General features: G+C 73.2%; 10 protein-coding genes. 3 read left to right on the top strand and 7 right to left on the bottom strand.

The window, feature by feature from the left end:
- Positions 1-89 precede the first annotated feature (89 nt).
- A complete protein-coding gene (locus tag ABZ721_RS33535) occupies positions 90-899 on the top strand; it encodes an N-formylglutamate amidohydrolase (protein ID WP_358792554.1) in 810 nt (269 codons plus the stop codon).
- On the opposite strand, the gene ABZ721_RS33530 is transcribed toward ABZ721_RS33535, so the two are convergent.
- The 7 genes from ABZ721_RS33530 to ABZ721_RS33500 all read right to left on the bottom strand — a co-directional run bounded on the left by ABZ721_RS33530 (position 862) and on the right by ABZ721_RS33500 (position 9,179).
- Positions 862-1,494 carry a TetR/AcrR family transcriptional regulator gene (locus ABZ721_RS33530; protein WP_358792553.1) on the bottom strand — a complete coding sequence of 211 codons (633 nt, stop codon included), beginning with the start codon at positions 1,492-1,494 and terminating at the stop codon, positions 862-864. The genes ABZ721_RS33535 and ABZ721_RS33530 overlap by 38 nt on opposite strands.
- Positions 1,482-2,219 carry an enoyl-CoA hydratase family protein gene (locus ABZ721_RS33525; protein ID WP_358792552.1) on the bottom strand — a complete coding sequence of 246 codons (738 nt, stop codon included), beginning with the start codon at positions 2,217-2,219 and terminating at the stop codon, positions 1,482-1,484. The genes ABZ721_RS33530 and ABZ721_RS33525 overlap by 13 nt, the downstream gene beginning before the upstream one ends.
- A 179-nt stretch (positions 2,220-2,398) precedes the next feature.
- A complete protein-coding gene (locus tag ABZ721_RS33520) occupies positions 2,399-3,583 on the bottom strand; it encodes an acyl-CoA dehydrogenase family protein (protein ID WP_358792551.1) in 1,185 nt (394 codons plus the stop codon).
- A complete protein-coding gene (locus tag ABZ721_RS33515) occupies positions 3,580-5,499 on the bottom strand; it encodes a biotin carboxylase N-terminal domain-containing protein (RefSeq protein WP_358792550.1) in 1,920 nt (639 codons plus the stop codon). Before ABZ721_RS33515 ends, ABZ721_RS33520 begins: the two co-directional genes overlap by 4 nt.
- A gap of 35 nt (positions 5,500-5,534) precedes the next feature.
- Positions 5,535-7,124, bottom strand: a complete 1,590-nt coding sequence (locus tag ABZ721_RS33510; protein WP_358792549.1) for a carboxyl transferase domain-containing protein — start codon at positions 7,122-7,124, stop codon at positions 5,535-5,537.
- Complete coding sequence (locus ABZ721_RS33505; protein WP_358792548.1) at positions 7,121-7,978, bottom strand: TIGR03084 family metal-binding protein; 858 nt, start codon at positions 7,976-7,978, stop codon at positions 7,121-7,123. Before ABZ721_RS33505 ends, ABZ721_RS33510 begins: the two co-directional genes overlap by 4 nt.
- 229 nt (positions 7,979-8,207) lie before the next feature.
- Complete coding sequence (locus tag ABZ721_RS33500; protein ID WP_358792547.1) at positions 8,208-9,179, bottom strand: acyl-ACP desaturase; 972 nt, start codon at positions 9,177-9,179, stop codon at positions 8,208-8,210.
- Between the two features lie 614 nt (positions 9,180-9,793).
- Between ABZ721_RS33500 and ABZ721_RS33495 the strand changes: the two genes are divergently transcribed.
- Positions 9,794-11,431: an ABC-F family ATP-binding cassette domain-containing protein gene (locus ABZ721_RS33495; RefSeq protein WP_358792546.1), complete on the top strand. Its 1,638-nt coding sequence runs from the start codon at positions 9,794-9,796 to the stop codon at positions 11,429-11,431.
- Positions 11,432-11,641: 210 nt separating this feature from the next.
- On the top strand, positions 11,642-12,535 hold the full coding sequence (locus ABZ721_RS33490; protein WP_358792545.1) for a DMT family transporter: 894 nt from the start codon (positions 11,642-11,644) through the stop codon (positions 12,533-12,535).
- Positions 12,536-12,575 lie beyond the last annotated feature (40 nt).

Genomic DNA, 12,575 nt, shown 5'->3' with positions numbered 1-12,575 from the left:
GCTGCTGTTCGTGAGGTTCGAGTTCACCACCGGCGACGCCTCCGGCCACAACATGGTCACGCTCGCCGCCGCCGGGTTATACCGGACGGATGTACGCCCAGGAATCCGGTGCCGACCGATCGCCCGTCGTCCTCCATGTCCCGCACAGTTCGCGGACGTTGACTCCCACCGCCCGCGAGCGCGTCCTGCTGGACGACCCCGCGCTGGAGCGGGAGCTGGACCACATGACCGACGCCCACACCGACCTCATCGCCGGACAGGCGGCCGCCGCCGCGTCCGTCACGCCGTGGACGCACCGCAACCTGCTCTCGCGCCTCGTCGTGGACCCCGAGCGGTTCCCCGACGAGCGGGAGGAGATGCGGGCCGTGGGGATGGGCGCGGTCTACACCCGCACCTCGCACGGCGAGCGGCTGCGCCCCGACGACCCGGGCCACGAGGGGGAACTGCTCAGCGCGCACTTCGTCCCCTACGCGGACGCCTTCACCCGCCTGGTCGACGCCCGCCTCGCCGCCACCGGCCGTGCCGTCGTCATCGACGTGCACTCCTACCCCTCCCGCGCGCTGCCCTACGAGCTGCACGCGAACGGCGCCCGCCCCGCCGTCTGCCTGGGCACGGACGAGCACCACACGCCGCCCTGGCTGCTCGACGCCGCCCGCAGCGCCTTCGCCGGATGCGGGGAGCTGGGCCTGAACACCCCGTTCGCCGGCTGCTACGTCCCGCTCAAGCACTACGCCCGCACCCCCGAGGTGTCCGCGCTCATGATCGAGATCCGCCGGGACCTCTACATGACGGAACCGGGCGGAGCACCCACCGACGGCCTCGCGACCGTGGCGCGGGCGCTGACGGCGCTCGTCGACGCCGTCACGGAGCCGGCGGACGCTCCTGGCGGGGGCGGATGACGCCGTCCAGGATGCGTGACCACTGCCGGACGATGCCCGCCCGGCGTGCCGAGTCGTCGCTGAGCAGGTTGGCCAGGCCCAGGCCGCGGGCCATGTCCAAGGTCGCCTGGACGGTCTCGCGGACGCCGTCGACGGATTCGTCGGCGTCCAGGAACTCCACCGCGAGCCGGTGGGCCTCGCGCCCTATACGGGCCTCCAGCGCGTTCACCCGGGGACGGAGCTGTTCCTCGTCCGCTGCCGCGACCCACAGGTGCAGGGCGGCCCGGAAGAGCGGGCCGGTGTAGACGTCGACGAGCATGTCGACCACGGCACGGGTGCGGGACGCTCCGTCGCCGGGCAGGGCGCGGGCCCGCTCCCGGACGGCGTTCATCCACTCCTCCGCGACGTGCTCGACCGCGGCGGTGAACAGATCCTCCCGGGTGGGGAAGTGGTGCTGGGCCGCGCCCCGCGTCAGGCCGGCGCGCTCGCAGACGACGGCGACCGTGCTGCCGCTCCAGCCGCGTTCCGCCAGGCAGGAGACGGCCGCCTCCAGCAGCCGCCGCCGGGTGGCGCGGCTGCGGTCCTGCTTGGGGGCCCGGGTGGTCACATCGCCCATGACGGCTTCCGGCGCTCGACGAAGGACCGTATCCCCTCAGCCGCTTCGGGCGACCCGAAGAGGCGGGCGGACTGCTCGGCCAGAGCGGCGGTGTCCCGGTCGAAGGCGCGCAGCACCTCGGCGGTGGTGAGCCGCTTGGACTCGGCCAGCCCCTGCGGGGAGCCGGCCCGCAGGCCGTCCAGGATCCCGTCCAGCGCGTCGTCGGCGGCGCTCACCAGCCCGATCCGGACGGCCTCGGCCGTGTCGAAGACCTCGCCCGTCAGGTAGTAGCGGGCGGCGGCCCGCGGGTCGGTGCGCGGCAGGACGGAGAGCGAGATGACGGCCGGGGCCAGCCCCAGCCGCGCCTCGGTGAAGGCGAAGCTCGCCCCGGCACCGGCCACCGATATGTCGCACGCCGCGAGCAGCCCCAGGCCGCCGGCCCGTGCGTGGCCGGTGACCCGCGCCACCACGGGCTTGGGCGCCTCGACGATGCTCCGCAGCAGCTCCGCCAGGCCGAGCGGCCCGCCCGCGGCCGGATCCTTCAGGTCGGCACCGGCGCAGAACGTGCCCCCGGTGTGGGTGAGCAGGACCGCGCGGACCTCGGCGTCCTGGACCGCGTCGGCGAGCCCCTCGCGCAGCTCGCCGACCAGGCGGGCCGACAGGGCGTTGCGGTTGTGCGGCGAGTCCAGGGTGAGCACGGCGATGCCGCACTGGTGGTCGCGGCGGACGAAGGGCGCGTCGGACACGGTCGGTCTCCTCCAGGCGGATCGGCGAGCCGTGACGGACTCGGCGGGGGACGGGATGACGCGGCGGGACGGGATGACTCGGTGACTCAGGTACGGGGCCACCCGGCGGGCCCGGGGTGGCCCGGCGGGGTGGGGCCCGCCGGAATCACCGGGAAGGGGCGGGTATCAGGAGGCGGGTATCAGTAGGACTTCGGCAGGCCCAGGGTGTGGTGCGAGACGAAGTTGAGGATCATCTCACGGCTGACCGGGGCGATCCGGCCCACCCGGGAGGCGGTGAGCAGGGCGGCCAGCCCGTACTCGGTGGTGAGCCCGTTGCCGCCGAGCGTGTGCACGGCCTGGTCGACGGCCTTGGCCCCGGCCTCGGCCGCCGCGTACTTCGCCATGTTGGCGGCCTCGCCCGCTCCCATGTCGTCGCCCGCGTCGTAGAGGTAGGCGGCCTTCTGCATCATCAGCCGGGCCAGCTCCAGCTCGATGTGGGCGACCGCGAGCGGGTGGGCTATCGCCTGGTGGGCGCCGATGGGGGACTGCCACACCTGGCGGGTGCGGGCGTACTCCACGGCCTTGTCCAGCGCGAACCGGCCCATGCCCAGCGAGAAGGCGGCGGTCATGATCCGCTCGGGGTTGAGGCCGGCGAACAACTGCAGCAGCCCGGCGTCCTCGTCGCCGACCAGCGCGTCGGCCGGCAGCCGCACGTCGTCGAGGAAGAGCTGGAACTGCTTCTCGGGCGCGCCCAGCTCCATCTCTATCTGCCGGTACTCGAACCCCGGCGTCTCCCGGTCGACGATGAACAGGCACGGTTTGAGCTTGCCGGTGCGCGCGTCCTCGGTGCGGCCCACGATGAGGGTGGCGTCCGCGATGTCCACCCCCGAGATGAAGACCTTGCGCCCGGTCAGCAGCCAGTCGTCCCCGTCGCGCCGGGCGGTGGTGGTGATGCGGTGCGAGTTGGAGCCGGCCTCCGGCTCGGTGATGCCGAAGGCCATCCGCAGGGAGCCGTCCGACAGCCCCGGCAGCCAGCGGCGCTTCTGCTCCTCGGTGCCGAAGCGGGCGATGACCGTGCCGCAGATGGCGGGGGAGACGATGAGCAGCAGCAGCGGGCAGCCCGCCGCGCCCAGCTCCTCCAGCACGATGGAGAGTTCGGCCATGCCGCCGCCTCCGCCGCCGTACTCCTCCGGGAGGTTCACCCCGAGGTAGCCGAGCGCGCCGGCCTCCCGCCACAGCTCGTCCGTGTGCTTGCCCGCGCGGACGGCCGCGGTGAAGTACTCCCGGCCGTAGCGGCGGCCGAGATCTCCGACGGCGGCACGCAGGGCGCGCCGTTCGTCGCTTTCGAGGAGTGCGCTGTCGAAGGTGCCTTGGCTGGTGGTCATGGGCTTGCTTCCTCCTTGACGACGGCGAGTACGGCGCCGACGTCGACCTGGCGGCCGACCTCGGCGTGCAGTGCGGTGAGCGTTCCCGAGGCGGGGGACGTGATCCGGTGCTCCATCTTCATCGCCTCGAGCCAGAGCAGCGGGCGTCCCGCCTCGACGTGGTCGCCGACGGAGAATTCACCGATCCGGATGACGGTGCCGGGCATGGGAGCGAGCAGCGAGCCCGGTTCTGTGCCGCTCTCCGGCTCCGGGAAGCGCGGCAGGGCGGTGAAGGCGAACGCGCCGAGCGAGCCGTCGACGTGCACCCGGTCGCCGTAGACGGCCACGTCGAACGCCCGGCGCACCCCGTCCGCCGCCAGGACGACGTGCCCGCGCTCGACGTGCAGCAGCCGCACCCCCGGGTGGCCGGGGGCGTCCAGTCCTGAGCGGGTCAGCCGGTAGCGGACCTCGTACGGTTCGGCGCCCGGCACCGTCGCGTAGCTCTTGGTCTGCGGTTGGGAGGGAACGTTTCGCCAGCCGCCGAAGGCGGAGCGGCCCGAGGCGTCGGACAGGGCGGCGGCGAGCGCCGCCAGCCGCACCGAGCCCGCGTCCGCACCGTCCCCGGCCAGGATCGAGCTGTGCTGTTCCAGGAACGCGGTGGAGTGCCGGCCCGCCGCGAACTCCGGGTGCCGCAGCACGCGCACCAGCAGGTCGCGGTTGGTGACCGGGCCGTGCAGCCGGGCGCGCTCCAGGGCGCGGGCGAGCAGCCGTACGGCCTCGGCCCGGGTGTCGGCCCAGGCGATGACCTTGGCCAGCATCGGGTCGTAGTGCACGCCGATGGTGTCGCCGCTCTCCACGCCCGAGTCGAGCCGCAGCCCGGGGAGCACGGGCAGCTCCATCCGGTGCAGCACGCCGGACTGCGGCTGCCAGCCGCGCGCCGGGTCCTCCGCGTACAGCCGCGCCTCGATCGCGTGGCCGGTCGGCGCGGGCGGCTCCGCCGGCAGCGCGGCGCCCTCGGCGACCCTCAGCTGGAGCCCCACGAGATCGAGTCCGGTCACACATTCGGTGACCGGATGTTCGACCTGGAGGCGCGTGTTGACCTCCAGGAAGAACGGACGGCCGCCGGGCGCCACCAGGAATTCGACGGTGCCGGCGCCGGTGTAGCCGATCGCGCGGGCCGCCGCTGCGGCGGCGTCGTGCAGCGTCCGGCGCAGCGCGTCGTCGATACCGGGCGCCGGGGTCTCCTCGATCACCTTCTGGTGCCGCCGCTGCACCGAGCAGTCGCGCTCGCCGAGCGTCCACACCGTCCCGTGGGCGTCGGCGAGCACCTGCACCTCGATGTGCCGGCCCGTCTCCACGAAGGGCTCGACGAAGACCTCGCCGTCGCCGAAGGCGGAGGCCGCCTCGGCCCGCGCCGCCGCCAGCTCCTCGTCCAGCAGGGCGAGATCGCGCACGATCCGCATGCCGCGCCCACCGCCGCCGGCCGCCGCCTTGACCAGCACCGGAAGGTCGTCCGGGCCGATCGACTCCGGCGCCAGGCCGGTCAGTACCGGTACGGAGGCCGCCGCCATGATGTTCTTGGCGCGCGTCTTGGACCCCATGGCCTCGATCACGTCGGGCGAGGGCCCGATCCAGACCAGCCCGGCGTCCAGCACGGCGCGGGCGAAGCCGGCGTTCTCGGAGAGGAAGCCGTAGCCGGGGTGGACGGCGTCGGCGCCCGCCGCCTTGGCGGCCGCGACGATCAGGTCGCCGCGCAGATACGTGTCGGCGGGCGCGTTCCCCGGCAGGCGCACGGCGCTGTCGGCCTCCCGCACGTGCGGGGCCGCCGCGTCCGCGTCGGAGTACACCGCGACCGTGGCGATCCCCAGGTCGCGGCAGGTGCGGAAGACCCGCCGGGCGATCTCGCCGCGGTTGGCCACCAGAACGGACTCGATCATCACTGCCCTCACATCCGGACCACTCATCACTGCCCTCACATCCGGAAGACGCCGAAGCCGCCGCGCGCGCCCTCGACGGGGGCGCCGTGCACGGCGGACAGGCACAGGCCGAGTACGGTCCGGGTGTCGCGCGGGTCGATGACGCCGTCGTCGTAGAGCCGCCCCGACAGGAACATCGGCAGCGACTCGGACTCGATCTGCTGCTCGACCATGGCGCGCAGCGCGGCGTCCGCCTCGTCGTCGTACGGCATGCCCTTGGCCGCCGCCGACTGCCGGGCGACGATGGAGAGCACCCCGGCGAGCTGGGCGGGCCCCATCACCGCGGACTTGGCGCTCGGCCAGGCGAACAGGAAGCGCGGGTCGAAGGCCCGGCCGCACATGCCGTAGTGGCCGGCGCCGTAGCTCGCGCCCATCAGCACCGACAGGTGCGGGACCTTGGAGTTGGCGACCGCGTTGATCATCATGGCGCCGTGCTTGATGATCCCGGCCTGCTCGTACTCCTTGCCGACCATGTAGCCGGTGGTGTTGTGCAGGAAGAGCAGCGGGATGTCCCGCTGGTTGGCGAGCTGGATGAACTGCGCCGCCTTCTGCGACTCGGCGCTGAACAGCACGCCCTGCGCGTTGGCGAGGATCCCGACCAGATAGCCGTGCACCTCGGCCCAGCCGGTGGCCAGGCTCGTCCCGTACAGCGGCTTGAACTCGTCGAACCGGGAGCCGTCGACGACGCGGGTGATCACCTCGCGCGGGTCGAAGGGCGTCCGCAGGTCGCCGGGGACGATGCCGAGCAGCTCGTCCTCGTCGTGCAGCGGCGGTTCGACGGCCGCGCGCGGGGCGGGGCCCTGCTTGCGCCAGTTGAGCCGGGACACGACGCGGCGCGCGGTGCGCAGGGCGTCGGGCTCGTCGAGGGCGTAGTGGTCGGCGAGCCCGGAGACGCGGGCGTGCATGTCGGCGCCGCCCAGCGACTCGTCGTCGCTCTCCTCGCCGGTCGCCATCTTGACCAGCGGCGGCCCGCCCAGGAAGACCTTGGAGCGGTCCTTGACCATGATCACGTGGTCGGACATGCCGGGGATGTACGCGCCGCCGGCGGTCGAGTTGCCGAAGACGACGGCGATGGTGGGGATCCCGGCGGCCGACAGCCGCGTCAGGTCCCGGAACAGCGCGCCGCCGGGTATGAAGATCTCCTTCTGGCTGGGGAGATCGGCGCCGCCGGACTCGACGAGGCTGATCACCGGCAGCCGGTTGGCGAAGGCGATCTCGTTGGCGCGCAGCGCCTTCTTCAGCGTCCACGGGTTGCTGGCGCCGCCGCGCACGGTCGGGTCACTGGCGGTGATCAGGCACTCGACGCCCTCCACGACGCCGATGCCGGTGACCAGCGAGGCGCCCACCGGGTAGTCGCTGCCCCAGGCGGCGAGCGGGGACAGTTCGAGGAACGGGGTGTCCGGGTCGAGCAGCAGCTCGACGCGCTCGCGGGCGAGCAGCTTGCCGCGCTTGCGGTGCCGCTCCACGTACTTCGCGCCGCCGCCGGCGATAGCGGTGCCGTGCGCGGCGTCGACCTCCGCGAGCCGGTCGAGCATCGTCGCGCGGTTCGCCGTGTACGCCTCGTCGGCCGTGTCCAGGAGGCTCATGCGCCGGCCCCGCGCTCTTCCGGTGCTGCCTGAGCGGAACGATCCGCGGACCCCGGTTCGCGACGATCCGCGGACTCCGGCTGCCGGCCCGGTCCCGCCGGTCCCGCGAAGGCCTGGGCTATCTCCAGCCAGCGGTCGGCGTCCTCACCCTCGGCGCGCACGGCGAGGTCGTCGCGGTGCCTGCGCTGGGTGGCCAGCAGACAGAAGTCGATCATGGGCCCGGTCACCCGCTGCGCGGCGTCCTCCGGCCCGGACGTCCACGTCCCGCCGTCGGGCGCCGTCAGCTCGACCCGGAACTCCTCGGCGGGCGGTTCCAGCCCTCGCACGAAGTACGCGTAGTCGCGGGCGCGCACCCCGATCCGGGCCACGTGCCGCAGCCGGTCGGTCGGCTCGCGCCGGACGCCCAGGGCGTCGGCGACGTCCTGGCCGTGCGCCCAGGTCTCCATCAGCCGCCCGGTGGCCATCGACGCGGCGCTCATCGGGGGCCCGTACCAGGGGAAACGGGTGCCGGGCGGTTGCGCGGCCAGGGCGTCGAGCAGGGCCTGGCGTCCGGTGCGCCAGCGGGCCAGCAGCTCGGCCGGCGGCAGCGAGGCGCCCTTGCGGGCCTCGTCGTCGACGAACGTCTCGAACGTCGCGGCGGCCCGCTCGGTCTCGCGGGCGAACGCGTCCGGGTCGGTCACCGCGAGCAGGGCGACGCCGTCGGTCCAGGCGAGGTGGGCGATCTGGTGCGCGATCGTCCAGCCCGCGGCCGGGGTGGACGCCGCCCAGCGGTCCGCCGGCAGCGGCGCCACCAGCCGGTCGAGGTCTTCGCTCTCGGCCCGCAGGTCGACGAGCACGGACTGTGGATCGGCCATGACCACCCCTTGTTGACACCCGGTCAGCAACGTTGTGTGTCAGAGGGTGGCAGTGCCGCCAAGAACAATCAAGCGTGCATGCATGATTTTTCGCCGGCACACGAGAACCGCCCACCGCCCCGGCGCGAAGGCGCGGGGACGATGGGCGGTATGCGCGGAAACGCGCGTCAGGCGGAGATCGGACGGAGGCCGGAGGTCAGGCGGAGATCGGACGGAGGCCGGACGGAGGTCAGGCGGAGGCGCGGGCCGCTCGGCGGGCTTCCAGCGCCGCCTTGCGCTCGTCGAACTTCGTCGCCTGATCGTTGAGGCCGCCCATGAACATGCCGAGCTCTTCCTGGGCCCGCAGTCCGTCCGGGTCCAGGCCGCTGATGTCGAGCACCTTGAGGTGGCGCAGCACGGGCTGGATCACGTCGTCATGGTGGATGCGCAGGTTGTAGATGCCGCCGATGGCCATCCGGGCAGCCGCCCGCTCGAAGCCGGGCATGCCGTGGCCGGGCATCCGGAACTGCACGACGACGTCGCGGATGGCCTGCATCGTCAGGTCCGGGGCGAGCTGCAGCGCCGCCGCCAGCAGGTTGCGGTAGAAGACCATGTGCAGGTTCTCGTCGGTCGCGATCCGGGCCAGCATCCGGTCGCAGACCGGGTCCCCCGACTGGTGGCCGGTGTTGCGGTGCGAGACGCGGGTGGCCAGCTCCTGGAAGGCCACGTACGCCACCGAGTGCAGCATGCTGTGCCGGTTGTCGGACTCGAAGCCCTCCGACATGTGCACCATGCGGAAGCGCTCCAGCTCGACCGGGTCCACGGCGCGGCTGGTCAGCAGGTAGTCCCGCATGACGATGCCGTGCCGGCCCTCCTCCGCGGTCCAGCGGTGCACCCAGGTGCCCCAGGCGCCGTCGCGGCCGAAGAGCGAGGCGATCTCGTGGTGGTAGCTCGGGAGGTTGTCCTCCGTGAGCAGGTTCACGACGAGCGCGATGCGGCCGATGTCGGTGACCTTGGACTGTTCGGGCGCCCACGCCTCGCCGCCCATGATCCCGTCGAAGTTGCGGCCGTCGCTCCACGGCACGTACTCGTGCGGCATCCATTCCTTGGCCACGGCGAGGTGCCGGTTGAGCTCGGTCTCGACCACCTCTTCCAGGGCGAACAGCAACCGTGCGTCACTCCAGGTGTCCGATCCGGGACGGTGGGATTCAGTGATGGTCACGGGTGGCTCCTGATGGCTGGCAAGGGACCTACGGGGACGTAAGTTACGCAACCGTAAGTTATGAGTCGCCGAAAAGGCAACCGCCGCCCTGCTGGGTGGATGGGACAGTTGCGGCCGCGCGGACCGCTTGCGCGGTCGTACGGACGAGCACGTGGCGCGGCCCTCCGGCCTCGTGAACGCGCTGATGACGACCGGCACCGGCCGGTATCCCAGGCCGCTGGGGGGCTCCGCACTCCGGGGAGCGCCGACGGCCATGAGCAGCACGTCTCCCCCGAGGAGCACCACGTACTACCCACCCTCCTCCGACACCCGTCGGAAGTGCGTAAGGAAGTGCCCAAAGAAGTGCCTGACACCTGCGTGAACCCCTCCATGGACACGTGCGCGAGCACGTGCGTGCACGCGGGCGGGAACGTGTGCGGAAACACGTGCGGGAGGACGGCCGCATCCTCGGACATCGGCGGACCGGCGGCTCGCAGGCCGCGCGCAGCCGCCCTACGCCCGCCGCGCGCGTGCCCCCGCCCAGGACGGCGTACGCGGCGTCCCCGGCGTTCGGTACCGCGCCCGCGGCCGGCGGACGAGCGCCTTCCCGCCCGGCATATAGGATCTGCTCCCTGATGAGTGCCACTCTTGTTGCCAAGGACCTTGCCGCAGGACACGGGGACCGCGTCCTGTTCTCCGGCCTCGAACTCGTCGTCGCCCCCGGCGATGTCATCGGCCTGGTCGGTGCCAACGGCGCCGGCAAGTCGACGCTGCTGCGGCTGCTCGCCGGGCTCGACACCCCCGAGCAGGGCGTGCTGCGGCTGAGCCCGCCCAGCGCCGCCGTCGGCCACCTCCCGCAGGAGCCCGAGCGGCGTCCCGGGGAGACCGTCCGCGACTTCCTCGCCCGCCGCACCGGCGTCGCCGCCGCGCAGAGCGCGCTCGACGCCGCCACGCAGGCGCTGGTCGACGAGGCGCCCGGCGCCGACGACGCGTACTCCACCGGACTGGAGCGCTGGCTCGACCTCGGCGGCGCCGACCTGGAGGAGCGCTCCGAGGAGGTCGCGGCCTCGCTGGGGCTGTCCATCGGCCTCGACCAGCCGATGACCTCGCTCTCCGGCGGCCAGGCCGCCCGCGCGGGGCTCGCCTCGCTGCTGCTCAGCCGCTACGACGTCTTCCTGCTCGACGAGCCCACCAACGACCTGGACCTCGACGGCCTGGACCGGCTGGAGAAGTTCGTCAAGGGGCTGCGCGCCGGCACCGTCGTCGTCAGCCACGACCGCGAGTTCCTCACCCGCACCGTCACCAAGGTCGTCGAACTCGACCTCGCCCAGCAGCAGGTGAACACCTACGGCGGCGGCTACGAGGCGTACCTGGAGGAGCGGGAGGTCGCCCGCCGTCACGCCCGTGAGGAGTACGACGAGTTCGCCGACAAGAAGTCCTCCCTCGAGGCGCGCGGCCAGATGCAGCGCTCGTGGATGGACCAGGGCGTCAAGAACGCCCGCCGCAAGGCGACGGACAACGACAAGATCGGCCGCAAGTTCCGCAGCGAGGCGTCGGAGAAGCAGGCTGCCAAGGCCCGCCAGACCCAGCGCATGATCGAACGCCTCGACGTCGTCGACGAGCCCCGCAAGGAGTGGGAGCTCAAGATGGAGATCGCGGCGGCGCCCCGCTCCGGTGCCGTGGTGGCGACGCTGCGCGGCGCCGAGGTCCGCCGCGGCGACTTCACGTTCGGCCCGGTGGACCTGCAGATCGACTGGGCGGACCGGGTCGCGATCACCGGCGCCAACGGCTCCGGCAAGTCCACGCTGCTCGCCGCGCTGCTGGGCCGGCTCCCGCTGGACGCGGGCAACGCCGCGCTCGGCCCGGGGGTCGTGGTGGGCGAGGTGGACCAGGCCCGCGGGCTGTTCTTCGGCGACGAGCCGCTGATGGACGCGTTCGCGGCGTCCGTCCCGGACCTGGAGCCCGCCGACGTGCGGACACTGCTGGCCAAGTTCGGTCTGAAGGCCGCGCACGTGCTGCGGCCGGCGGCGACGCTGTCGCCGGGGGAGCGGACGCGGGCCGCGCTGGCGCTGCTGCAGGCGCGTGGCGTCAATCTGCTGGTCCTCGACGAGCCGACCAACCACCTGGACCTGCCCGCGATCGAGCAGCTGGAGTCGGCGCTCTCCTCGTACAACGGCACGTTGCTGCTGGTCACACACGACCGGCGGATGCTCGACGCGGTCAGCACCACCCGGCGGGTCGTGGTCGCGGACGGGCGGGTCTCGGAGGCCTGATCAGGCCAGAATCATTTTCCTGTAGCGGGCACGGAACCGGAATGGCGCGCGCCGCGTCCAACCGGCGACCGTTCGAGAACCCGCCATGGACGTGCGGACACCCGGACACGGACCCGGGCAGGCTGTGGGGGCCTGCCCGGGCCCGTTCGCGTCCGCGGGGGTGAACCGCGGGGCGCGGTCGCTCCCCGTCACGGGCGTTAAGGTGTCGGCGTGGCCGTGTTCCTGCTCGGAGTCGGTGCCGCCTGCTGCCTCGGACTGGGTTTCGTACTGCAGCAGCGCGCGGCGCAGCGCGCCCCGCTCGCGGACTTCCTCTCCTTCCGCCTCCTCCTCGACCTGATCCGGATGCCCGTGTGGCTGCTGGGCATGGCGCTCATGATCAGCGGCCAGGTGTTCGGGGCGCTGGCCCTGGCGCGCGGCGAGGTGTCCCTCGTCGAGCCGCTCCTCGCGACGAACCTGCTGTTCGCCCTGGCGCTGTCCAGATGGCTGTCGGGGCAGCCGTTGGGCCGGAGCGGCTGGACGGGCGTCGCCCTGCTGGCCCTGGGCGTGACGGCGTTCATCGTCGCCGGGCAGCCGGCCGGCGGCGGCGCGGAGGCCGGAGCGCTGCGCCACTGGCTGGTGCTGGGGATCGTCGTCGGCCTCGCGCTGCTGCTGGTGGCCTGCGCCAAACGGCTGCCGGCGGCGCCGGAGGCGACCCTGCTGGCCCTGGCGGCCGGGCTGCTCTACGGGTTGCAGGACGCGCTGACGCGGATCTGCGGCGAACTGGCCCACCGGGGCGGCGTCCAGATACTGGCGGTGCACTGGGAGCCCTACGTGGTCGCGGCGATCGGGCTCACCGGGCTCGTCCTCGTGCAGAGCGCCTTCGAGACGGCGCCGCTGCGGATGTCGCTGCCCGCCCTGACGGCCGCGCAGCCGCTGGCGGGGATCGCCTGCGGCATCGGCTTCCTCGGCGACCGGCTGCGGGTGACGCCCGGGGCGCTGGCCTGGGAGGTGTCCGGGCTCGTGGCGATCACGGTGGGGGTGGTCCTGCTGGGACGCCACCCGGCGATGCCGTGCGCGCAGTCCGACGCCCAGCAGGAGCGGCGGCCCACGACGAGCGTGGGCTGAGGGCCGGCCGGGCACCCCGGCTCGCCGCGGCCCTCAGGCC

It is taken from the genome of Streptomyces sp. NPDC006733 (genome assembly GCF_040636125.1).
Lineage (GTDB): Bacteria > Actinomycetota > Actinomycetes > Streptomycetales > Streptomycetaceae > Actinacidiphila.
This window is presented reverse-complemented; position numbering and strand designations above follow the sequence as displayed.

Coding starts and splice junctions, on each gene's coding strand:
- ABZ721_RS33530 (WP_358792553.1), bottom strand. CDS start 1,494: ATGGGCGATGTGACCACCCGGGCCCCCAAGCAGGACCGCAGCCGCGCC.
- ABZ721_RS33520 (WP_358792551.1), bottom strand. CDS start 3,583: ATGACCACCAGCCAAGGCACCTTCGACAGCGCACTCCTCGAAAGCGAC.
- ABZ721_RS33505 (WP_358792548.1), bottom strand. CDS start 7,978: ATGGCCGATCCACAGTCCGTGCTCGTCGACCTGCGGGCCGAGAGCGAA.
- ABZ721_RS33535 (WP_358792554.1), top strand. CDS start 90: ATGTACGCCCAGGAATCCGGTGCCGACCGATCGCCCGTCGTCCTCCAT.
- ABZ721_RS33515 (WP_358792550.1), bottom strand. CDS start 5,499: ATGATCGAGTCCGTTCTGGTGGCCAACCGCGGCGAGATCGCCCGGCGG.
- ABZ721_RS33510 (WP_358792549.1), bottom strand. CDS start 7,124: ATGAGCCTCCTGGACACGGCCGACGAGGCGTACACGGCGAACCGCGCG.
- ABZ721_RS33495 (WP_358792546.1), top strand. CDS start 9,794: ATGAGTGCCACTCTTGTTGCCAAGGACCTTGCCGCAGGACACGGGGAC.